The organism is Micromonospora humida (genome assembly GCF_016901255.1).
Classification (GTDB): Bacteria; Actinomycetota; Actinomycetes; order Mycobacteriales; family Micromonosporaceae; genus Micromonospora; species Micromonospora wenchangensis.
On sequence record NZ_JAFEUC010000012.1, the window covers coordinates 214,737 to 235,263 of the forward strand.

The window sequence follows — 20,527 nt, forward strand, 5'->3', positions numbered from 1 at the left end:
CGTCCCGCACGGACCCTCCTGCCGCCAGACCTGGGCGGCCGGAGCGCCGCCGGGCTACCATGGGAGAAGCGCACAGCTGGAGAAATCCGCGCTCCGATCACCCGTACCGGGTTGTCATCCGCTGCTCACGGAGCGTGTTTGAACCACTGGTTTGGCCGCCTGTCAAGCCGAAGCAACGCCTCTCACAGGGCCCCTGAGCTGCGCCAACGGTCAGGACGGCAGCGGGACATTGGTGCCTGAGCGTGTTACCCTAGACACAGCGAAAGGGGTTTCGAACCTATGGTTTTCAGCGTCGGCGAGACCGTTGTTTACCCCCACCACGGGGCCGCACTCATCGAGGCAATCGAGACTCGGGTCATCAAGGGCGAACCCAAGCAGTACCTCGTCCTGAGGGTCGCGCAGGGTGACCTGACGGTCCGGGTGCCGGCCGAGAACGCCGAGATCGTGGGTGTGCGTGAGGTGGTCGGCGAAGAGGGCCTGGGAAAGGTCTTCGACGTGCTCCGTGCACCGCACACCGAGGAGCCGACCAACTGGTCGCGGCGTTACAAGGCGAATCTGGAGAAGCTGGCCTCCGGCAACCCGCTGAAGGTCGCCGAGGTCGTCCGCGACCTGTGGCGTCGGGAGCGGGAGCGGGGCCTGTCGGCGGGTGAGAAGCGCATGCTCGCCAAGGCCCGCGACATTCTCGTCGGCGAGGTCGCGCTGGCTGAGAAGAGCACCAAGGACGAGGCGGAGACGCTGCTCGACAAGGTCCTCACCGAGGCCTGATCCCACCGCATCGTCGTACCCACCCCGCAGCGAAGAATTCCCGAGGACCGCGACGTGACCGCGCAGCTCAATCCGCGCGGTGACGTCGCGGTCCTCGTTCCTGCGGCCGGTGCCGGCGTACGACTCGGGCCGGGCGGTCCCAAGGCGCTCCGGCTCCTCGGCGGTGAACCCCTGCTGGTGCACGTGGTACGCCGGGTCGCCGCCGCCCCGTCGGTGCACACCGTCGTCGTCGCCGCGCCGGCCACCGAGGTCGACGCCGTCCGGCAGTTGCTGACCCCGGTCGCCCCGGTCCTGGTGGTGGCGGGCGGTGCCGAACGCCAGGCGTCGGTGGCGAACGCGCTGGCAGCGGTGCCGTCCGGCCCGGACATCGTGCTGGTGCACGACGCGGCGCGGGCGCTCACCCCGCCCGCGCTCGTCGAGGCGGTGGCGGCAGCCGTCCGGGCCGGGCACGACGCGGTGATCCCGGTGCTCCCCGTCAGCGACACGATCAAGCGGGTGGACGCCGCCGGCGTCGTCCTCACCACCGTCGACAGGTCGGCCCTGCGGGCCGTGCAGACCCCGCAGGGTTTCCGCCGGGGGGTGCTCGCCGCCGCGCACGCCGCCGCCGGTGACCCGCTCACCGACGACGCCGGCCTGGTCGAGCAGCAGGGGGTGCCGGTGTTCTGCGTCCCCGGCTCGGAGTACGCGCTGAAGGTCACCCGCCCGTTCGACCTGACCCTGGCCGAGCACCTGCTGGCCGCCGGGCACTGACGCGTACCCTCGATCCATGATCGTTCCCAGGGTCGCCGTCGGCACCGACATCCACGCCTTCGCGGCCGGCCGGCCGTGCTGGCTGGCCGGCCTGCACTGGCCGGGCGAGGACGGCCTGGCCGGGCACTCCGACGCCGACGTGGTCGCCCACGCCGCCTGCAACGCGCTGCTCTCCGCCGCCGGGCTCGGTGATCTCGGGGCGAACTTCGGGGTGGACCAGCCGGAGTGGGCCGCCGCCTCCGGGGTCACGCTGCTCACCGAGTCCGCCCGCCGGGTCCGCGCCGCCGGGTACGCGATCGGCAACGTCTCGGTGCAGGTCGTCGGCAACCGGCCCCGGATCGGGCCACGGCGCGACGAGGCGCAGCAGGTGCTCTCCGCGGCGGTCGGCGCACCGGTCACCGTCACCGCCGCCACCAGCGACGGCCTCGGCTTCACCGGGCGGGGCGAGGGCCTCGCCGGCATCGCGGTGGCCCTGGTCTACGACGCGTCGGCCGGGTAGGGCCGCGATGACCGACGACGAGTCGCCGCTGGACGGTTACCGGCAGCGGGCCCAGCTCCTGGCAGAGTTGGGCCGCCACGACGAGGCCACCGAGGAACTGGGCTTCGCGCTCGCCCTGGCCCCCGCCGACCCGGCTGCGCTGACGCTGCTGGCCCGGCTGCACCTCGCCGCCGGCCGCCCCGGTGAGGCGCTCGCCGCCGCCGACGCGGCGATCGCCCCACCCCGCCCCGACACCCCACCGCTCCCCGGACCGCCGCACCCGCCTGTGCCACCTGGCGCGGCTGCGCCGCCTGGTGCGGCTGCGCCCCCAGGCCCGGCTGTTCCCTCGGGCCCGGCTGACCGGTCAGGTGGGCCGGCACCGACCGGCCCTACCGGATCATGGGCGGCACCGGGGCAGGCGGGCCCTCCGACCCTGCCCGACCCGTCCGGATCGTCGCCGGACCGGCCCGCACCGCCTCTCTGCTCCGACCAGCCGGGGACGCCCTCCTTTCCCGGCCCAGGCGGTGCACCCGCCCCGGCCGGCGAATCCGGCCCGTCGGGGGAGGCGAGGGTGCCGACCGCCGCGCTGGTCGTCCGGGCCATCGCCCTCGCCGACCTGGGGGAGTACGCCGAGTCGGCGCGTACCGCCGATCGGATCCTGGCGGCCGGGCCGGGTGACGCGTACGCCCAGCGGAGCGCGGCGGCGATCCTGGCCGAGGCGCGCAACGGCCAGCCGGCGCTGAACGCGGCCTGGCGTGGGGTGGAGTTGGCCCCCGACGAGCCGCAGGCGCATCTGGTGCTGGCCCTGGTCGCCGGCCGGCTGGAGTTGTTCGACCTGGCCGAGCGGGCCTACCGGGAAGCGCTGCGGCTCGATCCGGAGCTGGCCGAGGCGCGGCACGACCCGGGGGTGCTGCGGTTGGAGCGGCGGCGCTGGGTGCTGGCGCTGGAACAGGTGGCCGCGTTGGCGCCGGTGCAGCCGGCGCGGGCCGAGAAGCTGCCGCTCTGGGCCGGGCTGCGTCGGCTCGTCCTGATCGGCAGCGGCTGGTCGCTGGTCGCCAGCCTGCTGCTCGCGTTCCTGGCCGCCGGCGGGGCGGGGGCGAGCCGGGTGGTGGCGGTGCTGGCGGCGGCCGGTGGCGCGCTGCTGGCCTGGCGGCTGTCCCGGCGGGTGCCCGAGCTGGGCCGGGTGGTCCTGCCGGCGCTGCGCCGCGAGGACCGCGCGTTGGCGTTCGCCGTGTACGCCGTCCCGGCCGGGCCGGCCCTGCTCCTGCTGTTCGCCCTGGTGGGCAGCCCGTGGCCGCTGGTGCTCGCGATCGCCCTCGCGGTGCCGGCGACCCTGATCGCCGCCACCCGTGCGGGCGTCTCCTAGCCTCGCGCCCCACCTCCGACCAACGACGGCTGGGCGAGCCGACGTGCCCGGGAAGCCGCCGCCGAACCTCGACCGATCGAGGCACCCGGAGGGTCAGGGCTGGCGGTTCCAGGTCCAGGCGTAGCCCGGGTCCTCGCACTCGACGGCGGCGTCGCAGAGGTCGAGGGGGCGGAAGGTGTCGACCATGACGGCCAGTTCGTCGAAGAAGTCGACGCCGATCGAGCGTTCCGCCGCGCCGGGCTGCGGGCCGTGGGTGAAGCCGGACGGGTGCAGCGAGATCGAGCCCTGCCCGATGCCGGAGCCGCGCCGGGCCTCGTAGTTGCCGCCGGTGTAGAAGAGCATCTCGTCGGAGTCGACGTTGTGGTGGTGGTACGGCACCGGGATCGCGTCCGGGTGGTAGTCGACCTTGCGGGGCACGAACGAGCAGATCACGAAGTTGGGGCCCTGGAAGGTCTGGTGCACCGGTGGCGGCTGGTGCAGGCGGCCGGTGATCGGCTCGAAGTCGTGGATGGAGAACGCCCACGGGTACTGGTGGCCGTCCCAGCCGACCACGTCGAACGGGTGGTGGGCGTAGACGTGCCGGGTCCAGGCGGTGCCGGTGGCCCGGGACCGGTGCCGGACCAGCACCTCCACGTCGGTGCCGTCGACCAGCAGGGGCGCGTCCGGCCCCCGGACGTCCCGCTCGCAGTAGGGGGAGTGTTCCAGGAACTGGCCGCGTACGGACAGGTAGCGCTTGGGTGGGCCGATGTGCCCGGTGGCCTCGATGGTGAGCAGCCGGACCGGGGCGTCGCCGGTGGGCACCAGCCGGTGCACCGTCGAGGTGGGGATCACCGCGTAGTCGCCGGCGACCAGGTCGAGCGCGCCGAAGGTGGACTCCAGGCGCAGGGTGCCGGCCTCGACGTACAGGCACTCGTCGCCGGTGGCGTTGCGGTAGAGCGGGGACGGCCGGTCGGCCAGCACGTACCCGATCCGGACGTCGTCGTTGGCGAGCAGCTGACGCCGGCCGAGTACCGGGTCGGCCCCCGCGCCGTCGAGCTTGTGGGTCTGCAGGTGGCGTGGCTTGAGCGGGTGGTTGGGCAGCCGGGTGTAGCCGGGCGGGGTGAACTCCTCGGCGGCGACGATTGCGGTCGGCGGGTGCCGGTGGTAGAGCAGGGACGAGTCGGCGGAGAAGCCCTCCTGACCCATCAGCTCCTCGGTGTAGAGGCTGCCGTCGGGCTGGCGGAACTGGGTGTGCCGCTTGCGGGGCACCTCGCCGACGCTGCGGTAGTACGGCATGTCGCCTCCCGTATTGTCCCGATATCCGGCCGGTGGCGTCCGATAATCGGACGTAGCTGTCCGTTCCTTGACAGCGTCCCGTAGATTCTTGTCTCGTGTCAACGCAGGTCCCCCGCCTCCTCGCCGGACTCGTCGACGACGCCGCCGTCTTCCCGCCCGGCAGCGCGTCGCTGCCCGACGCGATCGCGGCACACCGCGAACACCGCACCTCCTGGTACGCCGACCTGGTCGGTCCGCTGCTGGTGCCCGCCTCCGCCGTCGGCGGGCCGGACGGCCTGCCCGAGGGCACGGTGACCGGGCTGATCGGCGACACCGGCGTCGCCGGGGTGCCCGCCGCGCTCGCCGGGCTCGCCGCCGCCGGCATCGCCGTCCGGCAGGTCGAGGTGGCCGTCGCCCGCCGCGGCCAGGACCCCCAGCCGGGCCTGGCCGCGCTGCGCGGCGTGCTCGCCGGGCACCGTGACCTCGACTGGTACGCCGAACTGCCGCTGACCTTCGGGCTCACCGCCGCGCTGGACACCCTCGCCGAGGCCCGTGCGGCCGGCGAACCGGTCGCCGCGAAGTTCCGCACCGGCGGGCTGGCCGCCGAACTCTTCCCCACCCCCGTCGAGCTGGCCGCGGTGATCTGCGCCTGCCGGGACCGGGCGCTGCCGTTCAAGCTGACCGCCGGGCTGCACCACGCGCTGCGCCAGATCGACCCGGAGACCGGCTTCACCCACCACGGCTTCGGCAACGTGCTGGCCGCCACCCTCGCCGCCGCAGGCGACGCCGAGGTGGACGCGGTCGCCGCGCTGCTCGCCGACACCGACCCGCTGCGGGTGGTCGAACCGGTCCGGGCGGCCCGGGACGACGACCGTCCGCTGTGGATCGGGTTCGGCTCGTGCAGCGTGCGGGAACCACTGACCGATCTGATCCGGCTGGGGCTGGTGAACGGGGGATTCGACCGATGAGCTGGGTGACGGGCGCGGACGGCTCGGCGTACGGGGTGACCAACCTGCCGTACGGGGTGTTCCGGCACGACGGGCGGCCACCCCGGATCGGCGTACGCGTCGCCGACCTGGTGTTCGACCTGGCGGCAGCCGAGGAGGCCGGGCTGGTCCTCGCCGCCGGGGCGTTGCGCCGACCCACCCTCAACGACTTCATGGCGCTCGGCCGCCCGCAGTGGACCTCGGTCCGGCAGCGCATCGTCGAACTGCTCACCGACCCGGCGCACCGGGGTGCCGTCGAGCCGCTGCTGGTGCCGCTGGCCGCCGTCGAGCTGCTGCTGCCGTTCGAGGTGGCCGACTACGTCGACTTCTACTCCTCCGAGCACCACGCCGGCAACGTCGGGCAGATCTTCCGCCCCGGCCAGCCGCCGCTGCTGCCGAACTGGAAGCACCTGCCGATCGGCTACCACGGCCGGGCCGGCACGGTGGTGGTCTCCGGCACCCCGGTCGTCCGGCCGAGCGGGCAGCGCGCCACCGGCGAGGGCCCCACCGTCGGCCCGTCCGTACGCCTCGACATCGAGGCCGAGGTGGGCTTCGTGGTCGGCGTGCCGAGCGCGCTCGGCGACCGGGTGCCCACCGGCGACTTCGCCGACCACGTCTTCGGGGTGGTGCTGGTCAACGACTGGTCGGCCCGGGACATCCAGGCGTGGGAATACCAGCCGCTCGGGCCGTTCCTCGGCAAGTCCTTCGCCACCTCCGTCTCCGCCTGGGTGACCCCGCTGGACGCCCTCGCCGACGCGTTCGTGCCGGCCCCCGAGCAGGACCCGCCGGTGCAGGACTACCTGCGCCAGACCCCCCACCTGGGCCTCGACCTGCGGCTTGCGGTCGAGTGGAACGGCGAGCGGGTCACCGAGCCGCCGTTCGCCGGCATGTACTGGACCCCCGCCCAGCAGCTGGCCCACCTCACCGTCAACGGCGCGTCCCTGCGGACCGGAGACCTGTACGCCTCGGGCACCGTCTCCGGCCCCGAGCGTGGCCAGGTGGGCTCGTTCCTGGAACTGACCTGGGGCGGGGCCGAACCGGTCACCGTGGGCGGCGACACCCGCACCTTCCTCGCCGACGGCGACACCGTCACGCTGCGGGCCACCGCGCCCGGCCCGGACGGCTCCACCATCGCCCTCGGCGAGGTCACCGGGCGCATCCTGCCCGCCCGCTGAGCCGACGCCGGGCGATCGCACCCGCTGTCCGACCGTTCGACGCTCCTGCCGCGTTTCTCCCACCGGATTCCGCCGTACGCCCCGCGCCGCCGTCTCCCGTCGGCGGCGCGGGGCGCGTCGGCGTGGCACGTCCCAGTGGAGAGGAGGTACGAGCATGAACGATCTCGTCGGCGCGGTGTGGCGCACCAGTAGCCGCTCGAACGACCAGGGGCTCTGTGTGGAGGTGGCGGACAACCTCGTCCGCACCCGGGCCGTGGTCGGGGTACGCGACTCCAAGGACCCGTCGGGCCCGGCCCTGGTCATCGGCCCACCGGGTTGGACGGCGTTCGTCGACGCCGTCCGGCAGGGGACCTTCCGTCCCTGACCGCCCCCGTCGCCGGCGTCCCCACCCGGGACGCCGGTGACGGAAATTTCACCGTACGGCCCCCCGTCGGTCGCTCACCCGCCGTACGGTGGACGACACGGGAGGTGCCATGTCGACGGTTGCGGTCACCGATGTCATCGAGGCGTCAGCCGTCGACGTGTGGGAACTCCTGACCGACCTGCCCGTCCGGGTCGACTGGCTCTGCACGGTCAGCTCCGTCGAGCTGCTCACCCCCGGGCCGTTCGGGCCGGGCACCGCCTGGCGGGAGACCCGTACCCGCCCGGACGGCGGCGACCAGCCGGAGGAGTTCCTGGTCCTGATCGCCGAGCCAGCACACCGGCTGGTGCTCGCCTCCCCGGGCATCGGGGTGGACTACCGGATCACCTGGACCCTGCGCGCCGTCCGCCGTCGTCGCCGGGTCGGCACCGCCGTCACGGTCGAGCACCGGGCGCTGCCGACCGCCCCGTACGGGCGGGTGATGGCGCTGCTCTTCGGCGGCCTGGCCGCCCGGACGGTGGAGGGCGCGATCCGGCACGACCTGACCGCGCTGGCCGCCACCGTGCGCAGCACCGGCCGGGCCACCGCCGCCTGATCCGCGTCCGGGCACCGGCGGTCCGCCGGCCCGACTTCGTTCGCGCGACGCGACGCGACCTGACCGGTCCCCAGGGGGGACGTCTGGGTAGGGTGCCGGGCGGAGGTGGGCATGGGATTCCCGAAGGGACGGCGGCGACTCGTGGTCGCGGTCACCACGCTGCTCACCCTCGTGGCGGTCGCCGGCATCGGCTACCGGGTGCTCGCCCCCGCCGAGGTCGTCACGGCCGCCCGGGGCGCACCGCCGCCCGCCGGTACCCCGGCCGTCGGCGTGGTGGGTCGGCTGCCGGTCGCGCCGCTGGTGGTGGCGGGCCGGCTGCGGGTCTACGCCGCCGAGCGCCAGCTCTATGCCGACCAGCCCGCCGACAGCCGCAACCGGGTCACCCCGTTCTGGTCGTACCGACGCTGGCCGGCCACCCTCGACGGGGTGCTGGCGGCCGGCACGATGGTGCTCAGCCGCTGGTCGGACGGGAAGCTGGTGGCCCTGGACGGGCTCACCGGCACGGTCGCCTGGCGGGCCGACGGGCCGACGCCGTACGCCGTGGCCCCCGCCCGGCGTACCGGGGCGGCCACCGTGTGGGACCCGCACGGCATCTCCGTCGCCCCCGCCCCCGGAAGCCGGACGGTGCTGGTCGTCTCCGGCCGGGACGGTCTGCGCGGCTACGACCTCGCCGACGGGCGGGAGCTGTGGCGGGTCGACGGTGGCCGGGACTGCCGTACCGACCTGGGCACCACCGCCGCCGGGCAGGTCTTCTCCGTCGACTCCTGCGCCGGCCCGACGGCTGTCGAGTTCCGCGCTGTCGCCACCGGCGCGGTGGGCACCCGCTGGCGGCCCCCGGACGCACCCGAGCGGTTCACCGTCACCCCGGTCGGCTGCCTCACCCCCCGCTCGCAGTGCCGGGGGCTGCGCACCGACGGCGGCTCCGGCGGCCGGGGCTGGCAGGTCGGCCCGGGTGCGCCGATGGCCGCCCCCGCCCTGGACGCCGCCGGCACCACCCTGGTCGGCGAGCTGGCCGTCGGCGACGACGGCGGGGTGCTCAAGGGCTGGGAGGCGCGCACCGGCAAGGGCCGCTGGCAGCGCGGTGACCTGGGCCCGGTGACGATCCTCGCCACCGAGGCCGGTCGGCTCTACGTGCTGACCGAACGCCGGGAACTGGTCACCCTCGACCCGGTCACCGGCGCGCAGCGGTCCCGGTTCCCGATGACCCCCGGCCGGGACGGCATCGGCTGGAAGCCCGGCCGGGCGTACGCGGCCGACGGCTACGTCGCGGTGGAACGGCTGCGGGAGCGCGCCGACCCGGACGACGACGACCAGGCGTACTTCCTGATGGCCGAGCCGGTGGTGCTCGCCGCGACCTGACCCGGCCCGACCCGGCCGGTGGGCCGGGGCGGGGGCCGGCGGGTGGTTCAGGACAGGGCGGCCTCCGCCACGGCCAGGAAGGCGTCGTTCTCGGCCGGGGTGCCGATGGTGACCCGCACGCCGTCGCCGGGGAACGGCCGGACGATCACGCCGCGCGCCTCGCAGGCCCGGCCGAACTCCACGGCCTTCTCGCCCAGCGGCAGCCAGACGAAGTTGGCCTGGCTGGACGGCACGTCGGGGACGACCTTGCGCAGCGCCGCGGTGACCCGGTCCCGTTCCGCCACGACCAGCGCGCAGCGGCGTTCGACCTCGTCGGCCTGGGCGAGCGCGGCCAGCGCCCCCGCCTGCGCCGCCGTGCTGGTGGAGAACGGGGTGACCACCTTGCGGACCGCGGCGGCGACCTCCGGGGCGCCGACCAGCCAGCCGATCCGCAGCCCGGCCAGGCCCCACGCCTTGGACAGGGTGCGCAGCACCACCACGTTGGGCCGGTCGAGGTAGGTCAGCCCGTCGGGCACCTGGGGGTCGGTGACGAACTCCCGGTACGCCTCGTCGATGACGACAAGCACGTCGTCGCCGACGGCGTCGAGGAAGCGGTCCAGCTCCGGCCCGCGTACGGCCGTGCCGGTGGGGTTGTTGGGGTTGCAGACCAGCACCATCCGGGTCCGGTCGGTCACGGCCGCGGCCATCGCCGCCAGGTCGTGCCCGTGCCCGGCGTCGTTGGGCACCCGCACGCTGCTCGCGCCGCTGGTCGCCGCGATGATCGGGTACGCCTCGAACGAGCGCCACGAGTAGAGCAGCTCGTCGCCGGGCAGGCAGGTGGCCCGGACCAGGTGCTCGGCCAGCGCCACCGACCCGCAGCCGGTGGCGATCCGGTCCGGGTCCACGCCGTACCGCTCGGCGAGCGCGGTGCGCAGCGCCACCACGCCCATGTCGGGGTAGCGGTGCGACCCGGTGACCGCCTCGGTGACCGCCTCGACCACCCCGGGCAGCGGCCCGTACGGCACCTCGTTGCTGGCCAGCTTGATCGCCTCGGCCAGGCCCAGCTCGCGGGCCAGGTCGGCCGGGCTGCGGCCGGGCACGTAGTTCGGCAGGGCGTCCAGGTCGGCGCGGGTCAGTCGCAGCGGGGGCTGGTGGCGTCCGGTGTCGGTCATGGGGTGTCTCCCGGGGGCTCGGGGTCGGTGCGGTCGGTGGCACGGTCGTCGGTGGGGGCGTCCGGGTGGTCGGCACGCGGCACCCGCACCACGACCGTCTGGGCCCGCTTGTCGTGCAGGGCCTGGCGCAGCGGGTGGTCGAAGAGCGCGGAGACCGCGTCGACGAACTGGAGCAGCAGCCCGAAGCCGCAGCAGAACCAGAGCAGGGTGGGCATGCCCATGGTGCTCCACCGCCGGGTGGCCCGGCCGAAGCCGAGCGGCTGGTCGGCGTCGACGGGCACCGCCCGGATGCGCAGCAGCCGCTTGCCCAGGGTCTGCCCGCCGGACGCCATCGTCGGCACCTCGTAGGCGAACCAGAGCGCGGTCGCGATGACCAGGATGGCGATCTGGAGGCCGCCGGCCTGCTCACCGATGGCGGGCAGACCCTCCCGCGAGGAGTCGCCGGCCATCGCCCGCCGGACCGCCTCGCGCAGGTAGGGCGCGGTCTCCTCGAAGTACCGCCAGACGAACCAGCCGTTGACCACCGCGTTGAGCCCGAGGACGACCCCGAAGTCGACCAGCCGGGCGAGCAGCCGGGCACCGTAGCCGGCCAGCGGCACGCCGTGCGGCCTGGGTTCCGGCGGACGCCCCGGCCAGGTCGGGTACGGCCACCCGGGCGGCGGCCCGCCGGGCTGCCCCGCTCCCGGCTGCCCGGCCCAGGGCTGCCCCGGCGTCCCGGGCTGTCCCACCCCGGGCTGCACCGGACCTGGTTGTCCTGCTCCCGGTTGTCCTGCTCCCGGCTGTCCGACCCAGGGCTGTCCTGCCGCGCCGGGTTGTCCCGCGCCGGGTTGCCCGGTCCAGGGCTGGCCCGCCCAGGGTGGGCCCGGCGCGGCCGACGCGCCGGGCCCGGCCGACGGGTGCCGGTCGGAGGCCGGGGTGGCTCCGGCGGGGGAGGTCGGGGCGGGCGGCTCGGCGGCGGGTTCCGGCTCGGGCGGGGGCGGGCCGTCGGGTGGGGTGGCGTCGACCGGGATCGGGGCACCGATCCAGCCCTCGCCGTCCCACCACCGTCGGGTGGTCGGCTCGGCCGGGTCGACGTACCAACCTGGTTGCACGCTCACGGTCTCGCCCTGCGCTGTCCGGTGCGGTCGCTCTGCTCGCTCACCCGGCAACCTTAACGACGATGGTGCCGGCGAACTTGTCGTGGAGGCACTGCTGCCACGGCTTGTCCCAGAGCTGCCACAGCCCGTCGAGGTAACTGAAGCCGGGAATGACGAACCCGCCGATCTGGTAGACGGCCCACCGCTTGGCCGCCGCCGTGCGGGTCAGCGTGGCGGCCGGGTCGAGCGGCACCACCTGGAGCTTCATCGCCCGCTTGCCGATGGTCTGCCCGGTCTTGTACATCATCTCGACCTGGTAGACGTAGCTCAGGGCGAACATGACCAGGAAGATCACGGCCTCCAGCGCCAGCAGCGGCAGCAGGAAGTTGGTGAACGGGTCGGCGGTGGGCTGGCCGTCGGACCCGGTGGTCAGGTCCGGCATCACCATGGTGAAGAAGACGATGAAGGCCGGCACGATGAAGACCAGGCTGGCCGCCCCGAGCACCAGCCCGTCGATGAGCACCGCGAGCAGCCGGTCGCCGAAGCCGGCCAGCGGCAGGCCACGCGGCGAGAAACCCGGGAAGCCGGGCGGCGGCATCCCGGGTGCCGGCGGCGGGTATCCGGGTAGCCCGGCGTAGGGACCGGGTCGGGGGTGCCCGCCGGGCGGGTCGGCGTAGGGGCCGGGTTGCGGCGGCACGGCGTACCCCTGGGGGTGCGGGCCGGCGGGCGGGGCGAAGCCGCCGGCGGCGGGCCCAGGCCCACCGGCCGGCGGTGTCGGGTAGCTCGGAGGTTGCGTCACGCGGGACAGTGTTACAAATTGCCGCGCGCTTCCTGCTCACGCTCGATGGCTTCGAACAGCGCCTTGAAGTTGCCCTTGCCGAAACCGAGCGAGCCGTGCCGCTCGATCAGCTCGAAGAAGACCGTCGGCCGGTCCTGCACCGGCTTGGTGAAGATCTGGAGCAGGTAGCCGTCCTCGTCCCGGTCGACCAGGATCTTGCGGGACTTCAGCTCCTCGATCGGCACCCGTACGTTGCCGATCCGGGCCCGCAGCTCGGGGTCGTCGTAGTACGAGTCCGGGGTGTCGAGGAACTCGACGCCGGCTGCCCGCATCGCGTCGACGCTGGCCAGGATGTCGTTGGTGGCGACCGCGATGTGCTGCGCGCCGGGGCCCTGGTAGAACTCCAGGTACTCGTCGATCTGCGACTTCTTGCGGGCCACCGCCGGCTCGTTGAGCGGGAACTTGACCTTCCGGGTGCCGCTGGCGACGACCTTGCTCATCAGCGCCGAGTAGTCGGTGGCGATGTCGTCGCCGATGAACTCCGCCATGTTGGAGAAGCCCATCACCCGCTTGTAGAACTCCACCCACTCGTCCATCCGGCCCAGCTCCACGTTGCCGACCACGTGGTCGACGGCCTGGAAGAAGCGCTTCGGCTGGAGGCCGGCGGCGATCATCGGCTGCCGGTCGACGATCGGGCCCCGGGCCACGAAGCCGGGCAGGAACGGGCCGGTGTAGCGGGACCTGTCGACCAGACTGTGCCGGGTGTCGCCGTACGCGGCGATGGCGGCGAGCCGGACGGTGCCGTACGCGTCGCTCACGTCATGCGGCTCGATGAGGCCGGTCGCGCCCTGGGCCAGCGCGTGCGCGTACGCGGCGTCGACGTCCGGCACCTCAAGCGCGATGTCGTCGACTCCGTCGGAGTGCTTCGCGACGTGCTCGGCGCCGGCCGCGTCGGGGCGGACCGCGCCGGTCAGCACGAACCGGGCCGAGCCGCTGGTCAGCACGTACTCGGCGTGGTCGCGGTAACCCTGCTCCGGCCCCCGGTAGGCCACGCAGGTCATGCCGAACGCGGTGGAGTAGTAGTGCGCGGCCTGCTTGGCGTTGCCCACCAGGAAGTGCACGTGGTCGAGGCCCTTGACCGGGAACGGGTCACGGGTGATGTCGTGGTCGACTGCGCCGACGAGCGTGTCGACGTCGATGTCCTCGGTCGACTGGGGTCGGTCGATCGCCTGGGTCACGGTGGCCTCCCTCGGTTGCGGCCGGCGTCGTGGGCCGGTGGTCCGTCAGCTCTTGCAGGCAGCATCGCGGTGGGCCGGTCCACTGGGCAACACTCACGTTTTCCCCTGGTCAGGTTGCGCAATCGGTAGGGTATGCAGCCATGAACGCTGGACAGGGTGTACAGCTCGACGAGCTGGACGGCAGGCTGGTCCAACTCCTCGCCGACGAACCCCGGATCGGGGTGCTGGAATGCTCCCGCCGGCTCGGGGTGGCCCGGGGCACCGTGCAGGCCCGGCTGGACAAGCTGGTCGACCGGGGGGTGATCGGCGGGTTCGGGCCGGAGATCCGCCCGGCGGCGATCGGCTTCGCGGTGACCAGCTTCGTCACTCTGGAGATCAGCCAGCGGCACGGCCACGACACGGTCACCGCGCATCTGGCGGCGATCCCCGAGGTGCTGGAGGCGCACACCATCACCGGGGCGAGCGACCTGCTCTGCCGGATCGTGGCCCGCTCCAACACCGACCTGCAACGGGTGATCGACCAGATCGTCTCGTCCGACGCGATCCGCCGGGCCTCCACGATCATCGCGCTCGCCGAGCAGATCCCGTACCGCGCGCTGCCGTTGCTGCGGTCCGCCGCCGGGTCGTGATCAACGCAATTGGGCTGATATAGCGGCATCCGAAGGCTCTGTTGGCGCTATACCGGCGATGTCGCAGCGCGTCCGATCTGCCCGACGGGTAGGCCGCCCGCCAGGGAGAAAGGAGGGCGACACTCCGACGCGGGGGCGGGGCGGGGCGGTGATCGTCGCTACGGTGTCCGGTGTGAAGGGCCTTGGCGGGGTGCGGGGAGGGCTGCTGCTCGGGCTCGTCATCGTGATCGCGCTCGCCGTCACCGGCGTGTGGAACCCCTTCCCCGGGGTGTGGGACTGGGTCGACCGCAGCGAGCCGATCTCCGAACCGGACGTGCTGTGGCAGCAGCGGGTCGGCGGCACCCCGAAGAGCGTCACGATCGTCGGCGACACCGTCGTGGTCGAGCAACGTACCCGTACGGAGGTGCGCAGCCTCGCCACCGGCGCGCCGCTGTGGGAACGCAAGGCGGACTGGTCGGCGGTGGCCGGCGGCGACCGCGACGCCGTCGTCGCCGTGGGCAAGCTCCTGGTCAAGGGGTACGAGCTGCTCGACCCCACCACCGGGGCGGTACGGCGACGTGACGGCGACGCGGTGGCCGTCTGGACGTACCGGAACATGCTGCTGGACGCCCGGTGCGTGGCCGCCACCGACTGCACGCTGAGCGCCTGGGACCCGCGCGGCACCAGCCCACTGTGGACGGCCTTCCTGCCCGGCGTCAGCAGCGGGCTGTTCGCCGACAACCCGGGCCTGCTCGGCACCCGGCGGCTCACCGCGCAGCGGATCGACGAGGGGGTGGCCGGGCCGGAGGCGGCCCCGCCGCTGCTCGGCTTCCCGGTCGACGGCCGGGTGCACGTGGTGGACACCGCCACCGGCCGGGTGGTGCAGGACGTCGAACCGGGCCAGGACGAGCGGTTGTCGGTGGTCGGCGGCCGGATGCTCAAGATCCGCGCGGTGTCGGTCGACGGCAGTTGCCAGTACGCCGTCTCGGCGCGCGACCCGGCCACCGGGCAGGAGGTGTGGCGGCGCAGCGGGTTCAACCTGCGCACCGCCGACAGTGCCGGATGCGCCCAGCGGGAGGACCCGCAGGGAGCGCGCAGCGTGCTGATCGGGGTGGCCCCCGACGGGCGGGAGGCCGTCCTCGACGGCTACGACGGCCGGCTGCTGCTGGTGGACGCCGAGGGCGAGAAGCTGCTCGCCGTCGACGACAGGTACGCCCTGGTCCGTAGCGCCGACAAGGACTCGGTGATCGCCCGGGAGTTGGGCACCGGCAAGGCCCGCTGGACCCGGCCGGCCGGCGCGAAGGCGGGCGCGGCGCTCACCCCGTACGCGGCGGTGCTGACCGGGGACAAGCCGAGCCGGCTGGTCGCCGTGGACCCGCGTACCGGTAGGGAACTGGTGGTGTTGCGGACCAGCGCCAACGCGCTCGCGGTCGGCCCCAACGGCATGGTCGTCGGTGAGGGGCGGGAGATCGGGTACGTCCGGTTCGGCGCGGGCGCCGGTGCGCCCCCGCCCGCCGCGCCCCCGGCCGGCTCGAACGGCGGTACCGGGCCCGGCCCGGGGCGGACCGGCGGCGCGCCGGACCCCGAGGACAGTTGCGGGCCGAAACGGGAACTCTGCGCCAACGGCAACGGGTGAGAGCGGCGTCCCACGACCCACCCGGCGGGTGTCACCGATCGCCCGGTCTGCCCTAGGCTTTTCCGTCATGAGCAGTGCCGCCGCGTTCTCGTACGCCCCCTTGCTGCCGACCGGTCCGGATCAGACCGAATACCGCCTGGTCACCGACGAGGGCGTCGACGTCGTCCACGGTCCGGGCGGTCGCCGTTTCCTGACCGTGGAGCCGGCCGCGCTGACCGCGCTGACCGCCGAGGCGATGCACGACATCGCCCACTACCTGCGGCCGGCCCACCTGGCCCAGCTCCGGTCGATCATCGACGATCCGGCGGCCTCGCCGAACGACCGGTTCGTCGCGCTGGACCTGCTGCGCAACGCCAACATCGCCGCCGGTGGCGTGCTGCCGATGTGCCAGGACACCGGCACCGCCATCGTGATGGGCAAGCGCGGCCGGCACGTGCTCACCGACGGCTCCGACGCCGAGGCGATCTCGCACGGCGTCTACCAGGCGTACACGCGGCTGAACCTGCGGTACTCGCAGCTCGCCCCGCTGACCATGTGGGACGAGCGGAACACCGGCAGTAACCTGCCCGCCCAGGTGGAGCTGTACGCCGAGGACCCGGACGGGCACCCCGACGCGTACAAGTTCCTGTTCATGGCCAAGGGCGGCGGCTCGGCGAACAAGTCGTACCTCTACCAGGAGACCAAGGCGCTGCTCAACCCGACGCGGATGATGCAGTTCCTGGAGGAGAAGCTGCGGCTGATCGGCACCTCGGCCTGCCCGCCGTACCACCTGGCGATCGTCATCGGCGGCACCTCCGCCGAGTACGCCCTCAAGACCGCCAAGTACGCCTCCGCGAAGTACCTCGACGCGCTGCCCACCTCCGGCTCGATGACCGCGCACGGCTTCCGGGACCTGGAGCTGGAGGCCGAGGTGCTGGAGCTGACCCGCAACTTCGGCATCGGCGCGCAGTTCGGCGGCCGGTACTTCTGCCACGACGTGCGGGTGGTCCGGCTGCCCCGGCACGGGGCGTCCTGCCCGGTGGCGATCGCCGTGTCCTGCTCGGCCGACCGGCAGGCGGTCGCCAAGATCACCCCGTCCGGGGTGTGGCTGGAGCGCCTGGAGACCGACCCGGCGCGCTACCTGCCGGACGTCACCGACGAGACCCTCGACGCCTCCGACGTGGTGCGGGTCGACCTCAACCGGCCGATGGCCGAGATCCGGGCCGAGCTGTCGAAGTACCCGGTGAAGACCCGGCTGTCGCTGACCGGCCCGCTGGTCGTCGCTCGGGACATCGCCCACGCCAAGATCGCCGAGCGGCTCGACGCCGGTGAGCCCATGCCGCAGTACCTGCGCGACCACGCCGTCTACTACGCCGGCCCGGCCAAGACCCCCGAGGGGTACGCCTCCGGCTCGTTCGGCCCGACCACCGCCGGCCGGATGGACGCGTACGTGGCGAAGTTCCAGGCGGCCGGCGGCTCCCAGGTGATGCTTGCCAAGGGCAACCGGTCCGCCCAGGTGACCCGCTCCTGCCAGCAGCACGGCGGGTTCTACCTCGGCTCGATCGGCGGCCCGGCGGCCCGGCTCGCCCAGGACTGCATCAAGCACGTCGAGGTGCTCGAATACGCCGAGCTGGGCATGGAGGCGGTCTGGAAGATCGAGGTGGAGGACTTCCCGGCCTTCATCGTGGTGGACGACAAGGGCAACGACTTCTTCGCCGAGGTCACCAAGCCGGTGCTGACGGTCGGTCGCCGCTGACCGTTCCCGCAAGCCACGAAGGGGGCCACCAGCGGCTTCAGCGCGTGAGCGCCCAGGGCTGTTCGTGCCGTTCGTCGTTCGCCTAGCATGCTGGGCCTAGCCTGGTAGGCTTCTGTGGGTGGACCGGTACTCCGAGGACGAGCTGCGGGCGGTCGTCGCCAGGTACGAGGCGACCCGTGCCGCCGCGCTGACCGAGCGGGACGAGCAGTTGCGGGTGTTCCACGCAGCCGGCTGGCGGCCGGTCGACCTGCAACGGATCACCGGGTACAGCCGGGAGACGATCCGCCAGGCGCTACGACCGGAGGTCCGGCAGGCGGCCAACCTCAGCCGCCGTAAGACTCCGCCGCAGCCGCCGTCCGACTACCGCCCCTATGGTGACCGCAAGCCCTACGTCGTGGCCGACGCCCTTACCGCGCTGACCGGCCCGACCGCGGGCGTGGTCACCCTTCCGCGTCATCTGGACTGGTCCGGTCATGCCGAGTACGACCTGAGTCGGCCCGCACGCCTGTCCAGCATGTACAAGGTGGTACTCACCGAATCCGGCACGGTCGACGACCTGAACACCTGGCTCGACGGCGACCAACTCCGGCGACTCTGGCCCACCCTCTGGCTACCGCCCGGGCTCCGACGACTCTGGGAGGAAGCCTTCCCCGAACTCGTCACCGTCGGCACGAACGCCGCGTAACGGTGGATGCCTTCCACGAGAGGCTCGCCCGCACCGGGCTCGCCGCCGCCCGACGGTACGGTTTCGCCCTCGCCGGTGGCTACGCCGTGCAGGCCGCCGGGATGCTCGAACGCCCCAGCGAAGACGTCGACCTGTTCACCGCCTGGGACCGCCGTGACGAGTTCGGCACCGCGCTCTCGGCCGTCGTGGATGCCTACCGTGACGATGGTCTGACCGTCGACATCGAGCGACAGTACGACACGTTCGCCCGGCTGACCGTTGCCGACGGTGACCGTGCCGCCAAGGTGGAACTCGGCGTGGACTGGCGTGCCAACGAACCCATTCTCATGACCATCGGACCGGTACTGCATCCCGACGACGCGGTCGCGAACAAGATGAGCGCGCTCTACGGACGGGCGTTCGCCCGTGACTTCGTCGACATCGACGCCGCGCTCCGATCCGGCCGCTACACCCGGGAAGCGCTGCTCCACCTTGCACACCGCGCCGATCGCGGGTTCGATCGACGCGTTTTCGCGGAGGCTCTCGGACAGGCCAGCCTGCTCGATCCCGATGACTTCGCCCAGTACGGCGTCAGCGGTCGGGCACTCGACGATCTCCGGAGCCGATTCGCCAACTGGCGCAGTGGCCTACTCGACGAACAGCGTCCGCCGAGTGACGAGGCACCAGGCCCGTCGGAGTGAGCGATCATCTGCGATCCGACCCAGGGCGGGGCAGGATGGGACGGGTGACGACTCCAGAGGCAGCGGGCTACCGGATCGAACGCGACTCGATGGGCGAGGTGGAGGTGCCCGCCGAGGCGTTGTGGCGGGCGCAGACCCAGCGTGCGGTGCAGAACTTCCCGATCTCCGGCCGGGGCATCGAACCGGCCCAGATCAAGGCGCTGGCCCAGATCAAGGGGGCTGCCGCGCTTGTCAACGGCGAGCTGGGGGTGATCGGCGCGGACGTCGCCGGGGCGATCGCCACCGCCGCCGCGCACGTGGCCGACGGCGGGTACGACGACCAGTTCCCGATCGACGTGTTCCAGACCGGCTCGGGCACCTCGTCGAACATGAACACCAACGAGGTGATCGCCACCCTGGCCACCCGGGAGTTGGGCCGGGACGTGCACCCGAACGACGACGTGAACGCCTCGCAGTCCAGCAACGACGTCTTCCCGTCCTCGATCCACCTGGCCGCCACCCAGTTCGTGGTGGAGGACCTGCTGCCCTCGCTGCGCCACCTGGCGGAGGCGCTGGAGGCGAAGGCGGCCGAGTTCGAGACGGTCGTCAAGGCGGGGCGTACCCACCTGATGGACGCCACCCCGGTCACCCTGGGGCAGGAGTTCGGTGGCTACGCCGCGCAGGTCCGCTACGGGGTCGAGCGGCTGGAGTCGGCGCTGCCCCGGCTGGCCGAGCTGCCGTTGGGCGGCACCGCCGTGGGCACCGGCATCAACACCCCGCTGGGTTTCGCCGGCAGGGTGATCGACAAGTTGCGCGCCTCGACCGGGCTGCCGTTGACCGAGGCACGTAACCACTTCGAGGCGCAGGGGGCGCGGGACGCGTTGGTCGAGACGTCCGGCCAGTTGCGTACCGTCGCGGTCGGGCTCTACAAGATCGCCAACGACGTACGGTGGATGGGGTCAGGCCCCCGGGCGGGCCTGCGGGAGCTGCGCATCCCCGACCTCCAGCCCGGCTCGTCGATCATGCCGGGTAAGGTGAACCCGGTGGTCGCCGAGGCGGTGCGGCAGGTCTGCGCGCAGGTGATCGGCAACGACGCGGCGGTCGCGTTCGCCGGCAGCCAGGGCGACTTCGAGCTGAACGTCATGCTCCCGGTGATGGGCCGCAACCTGCTCGAATCGATCAAGTTGCTCTCCGCGTCCAGCCGGTTGTTCGCCGACCGGCTGGTGGCCGGCCTGGTCGCGGACGCCGAGGTCTGCCTGGCGTACGCGGAGGGGTCGCCGTCGATCGTCACCCCGCTCAACCGCCACCTCGGGTACGACGAGGCCGCCTCGATCGCCAAGGAGGCGTTGGCGAAGCAGGTCAGCATCCGCGAGGTGGTGATCTCCCGGGGGCACGTCGACTCCGGGAAACTCACCGAGACCCAGCTTGATGAGGCCCTCGACCTGCTCCGGATGACCCACCCCTGACCGGCTCCTGTTTGATCGACTCCTGTGGGCCGATGTAGCGGTGTCAGGCGGATTTGATAGCGCTACATCGGCCCCCGTGAGTGGATCATGACTCGGTCGGTGGGCGGGTGCGGGGGACCCAGGCGAGGAACCGGGCGAAGAGGGCCGCCGGGTCGGGGCCGGTGTCGGGATAGAGGCGGTACAGGTCGGCGGCGGCGTCGTGCAACACCGTGCAGAGGTAGATGTTGAGCGCGACCCGATCGTGGGCGTACTCCGAGACGAGGGTGAGTCGGGCGGCCCCGCAGGGCCACGGGGCGGCGCACACCCGGCACAGCCAGAGCGGACGCAGCGGCAGGTGGGGGCGCGGATTCGCCGGCCCCGGCCCGCTGCGGCCGACCGGGTCGGGTGGTCCACCGGTGCGGCGCGG

General features: G+C 73.2%; 20 protein-coding genes and 2 pseudogenes. 16 read left to right on the plus strand and 6 right to left on the minus strand.

Translation table 11 applies throughout. The features are described 5' to 3' along the window. Nucleotides 1-279 precede the first annotated feature (279 nt). From JQX11_RS23450 to JQX11_RS33635, 5 genes and pseudogenes are all read left to right on the plus strand, one after another. Complete coding sequence (locus tag JQX11_RS23450; protein WP_007073334.1) at nt 280-765, plus strand: CarD family transcriptional regulator; 486 nt, start codon at nt 280-282, stop codon at nt 763-765. A 54-nt stretch (nt 766-819) separates the two neighbouring features. Next, nucleotides 820-1,515 carry a 2-C-methyl-D-erythritol 4-phosphate cytidylyltransferase gene (ispD, locus tag JQX11_RS23455; protein WP_204927118.1) on the plus strand — a complete coding sequence of 232 codons (696 nt, stop codon included), beginning with the start codon at nt 820-822 and terminating at the stop codon, nt 1,513-1,515. Nucleotides 1,516-1,531: 16 nt separating this feature from the next. After that, nucleotides 1,532-2,014 (plus strand): 2-C-methyl-D-erythritol 2,4-cyclodiphosphate synthase, encoded by a 483-nt coding sequence (gene ispF / locus JQX11_RS23460; RefSeq protein ID WP_088643252.1) that lies wholly within the window; start codon nt 1,532-1,534, stop codon nt 2,012-2,014. 7 nt (nt 2,015-2,021) lie between these two features. Further along, a pseudogene (locus JQX11_RS33630) lies at nt 2,022-2,219 on the plus strand (tetratricopeptide repeat protein); the annotation flags it as partial. Between the two features lie 357 nt (nt 2,220-2,576). Next, nucleotides 2,577-3,359, plus strand: a pseudogene (locus JQX11_RS33635) (tetratricopeptide repeat protein); the annotation flags it as partial. 93 nt (nt 3,360-3,452) lie between these two features. Here JQX11_RS33635 and JQX11_RS23470 read toward each other — a convergent pair. Continuing rightward, nucleotides 3,453-4,634 carry a homogentisate 1,2-dioxygenase gene (locus tag JQX11_RS23470; RefSeq protein WP_204927120.1) on the minus strand — a complete coding sequence of 394 codons (1,182 nt, stop codon included), beginning with the start codon at nt 4,632-4,634 and terminating at the stop codon, nt 3,453-3,455. 95 nt (nt 4,635-4,729) lie between these two features. Here JQX11_RS23470 and JQX11_RS23475 point away from each other — a divergent pair, with 95 nt between their 5' ends. The 5 genes from JQX11_RS23475 (at nt 4,730) to JQX11_RS23495 (ending at nt 9,089) form a co-directional block, all read left to right on the plus strand. Further along, entirely contained in the window at nt 4,730-5,581 is an 852-nt protein-coding gene (locus JQX11_RS23475; RefSeq protein WP_204927121.1) for a hypothetical protein, read from the plus strand. Beyond that, complete coding sequence (fahA, locus tag JQX11_RS23480; protein WP_204927122.1) at nt 5,578-6,774, plus strand: fumarylacetoacetase; 1,197 nt, start codon at nt 5,578-5,580, stop codon at nt 6,772-6,774. The genes JQX11_RS23475 and fahA overlap by 4 nt, the downstream gene beginning before the upstream one ends. 154 nt (nt 6,775-6,928) lie before the next feature. Then, on the plus strand, nt 6,929-7,138 hold the full coding sequence (locus JQX11_RS23485; RefSeq protein ID WP_088643247.1) for a DUF397 domain-containing protein: 210 nt from the start codon (nt 6,929-6,931) through the stop codon (nt 7,136-7,138). Nucleotides 7,139-7,247: 109 nt separating this feature from the next. Continuing rightward, the gene (locus JQX11_RS23490; protein WP_204927123.1) at nt 7,248-7,730 is read left to right on the plus strand and encodes an SRPBCC family protein; all 483 of its coding nucleotides are present in this window, start codon (nt 7,248-7,250) and stop codon (nt 7,728-7,730) included. A gap of 111 nt (nt 7,731-7,841) precedes the next feature. Beyond that, nucleotides 7,842-9,089 (plus strand): outer membrane protein assembly factor BamB family protein, encoded by a 1,248-nt coding sequence (locus JQX11_RS23495; protein WP_204927124.1) that lies wholly within the window; start codon nt 7,842-7,844, stop codon nt 9,087-9,089. Between the two features lie 47 nt (nt 9,090-9,136). Here the strand turns inward: JQX11_RS23495 and hisC are convergent, their stop codons facing one another. From hisC to hppD, 4 genes are read right to left on the minus strand one after another with little or no spacing between them, the layout of a single operon-like run. Next, the gene (gene hisC, locus JQX11_RS23500; RefSeq protein WP_204927125.1) at nt 9,137-10,240 is read right to left on the minus strand and encodes a histidinol-phosphate transaminase; all 1,104 of its coding nucleotides are present in this window, start codon (nt 10,238-10,240) and stop codon (nt 9,137-9,139) included. Next, entirely contained in the window at nt 10,237-11,337 is a 1,101-nt protein-coding gene (locus tag JQX11_RS23505; protein WP_204927126.1) for an RDD family protein, read from the minus strand. The genes hisC and JQX11_RS23505 overlap by 4 nt, the downstream gene beginning before the upstream one ends. A 40-nt stretch (nt 11,338-11,377) precedes the next feature. Further along, on the minus strand, nt 11,378-12,115 hold the full coding sequence (locus JQX11_RS23510) for an RDD family protein (protein ID WP_204927127.1): 738 nt from the start codon (nt 12,113-12,115) through the stop codon (nt 11,378-11,380). An 11-nt stretch (nt 12,116-12,126) separates the two neighbouring features. Next, nucleotides 12,127-13,332, minus strand: a complete 1,206-nt coding sequence (gene hppD, locus JQX11_RS23515) for a 4-hydroxyphenylpyruvate dioxygenase (RefSeq protein WP_204927128.1) — start codon at nt 13,330-13,332, stop codon at nt 12,127-12,129. A 140-nt stretch (nt 13,333-13,472) separates the two neighbouring features. Here hppD and JQX11_RS23520 point away from each other — a divergent pair, with 140 nt between their 5' ends. The 6 genes from JQX11_RS23520 to JQX11_RS23545 all read left to right on the plus strand — a co-directional run bounded on the left by JQX11_RS23520 (nt 13,473) and on the right by JQX11_RS23545 (nt 20,121). Continuing rightward, nucleotides 13,473-13,961 carry an Lrp/AsnC family transcriptional regulator gene (locus JQX11_RS23520; protein WP_204927129.1) on the plus strand — a complete coding sequence of 163 codons (489 nt, stop codon included), beginning with the start codon at nt 13,473-13,475 and terminating at the stop codon, nt 13,959-13,961. Nucleotides 13,962-14,124: 163 nt separating this feature from the next. Further along, nucleotides 14,125-15,576 (plus strand): outer membrane protein assembly factor BamB family protein, encoded by a 1,452-nt coding sequence (locus JQX11_RS23525; RefSeq protein WP_372444626.1) that lies wholly within the window; start codon nt 14,125-14,127, stop codon nt 15,574-15,576. A gap of 67 nt (nt 15,577-15,643) precedes the next feature. Next, nucleotides 15,644-17,311: a fumarate hydratase gene (locus JQX11_RS23530; protein ID WP_204927131.1), complete on the plus strand. Its 1,668-nt coding sequence runs from the start codon at nt 15,644-15,646 to the stop codon at nt 17,309-17,311. Between the two features lie 118 nt (nt 17,312-17,429). After that, nucleotides 17,430-17,996 (plus strand): hypothetical protein, encoded by a 567-nt coding sequence (locus JQX11_RS23535; RefSeq protein ID WP_204927132.1) that lies wholly within the window; start codon nt 17,430-17,432, stop codon nt 17,994-17,996. A gap of 2 nt (nt 17,997-17,998) precedes the next feature. Beyond that, complete coding sequence (locus JQX11_RS23540; RefSeq protein ID WP_204927133.1) at nt 17,999-18,676, plus strand: nucleotidyl transferase AbiEii/AbiGii toxin family protein; 678 nt, start codon at nt 17,999-18,001, stop codon at nt 18,674-18,676. A gap of 44 nt (nt 18,677-18,720) precedes the next feature. Continuing rightward, a complete protein-coding gene (locus JQX11_RS23545) occupies nt 18,721-20,121 on the plus strand; it encodes a class II fumarate hydratase (protein WP_372444627.1) in 1,401 nt (466 codons plus the stop codon). Between the two features lie 85 nt (nt 20,122-20,206). On the opposite strand, the gene JQX11_RS23550 is transcribed toward JQX11_RS23545, so the two are convergent. Continuing rightward, the gene (locus JQX11_RS23550) at nt 20,207-20,455 is read right to left on the minus strand and encodes a hypothetical protein (protein WP_204927155.1); all 249 of its coding nucleotides are present in this window, start codon (nt 20,453-20,455) and stop codon (nt 20,207-20,209) included. Nucleotides 20,456-20,527 lie beyond the last annotated feature (72 nt).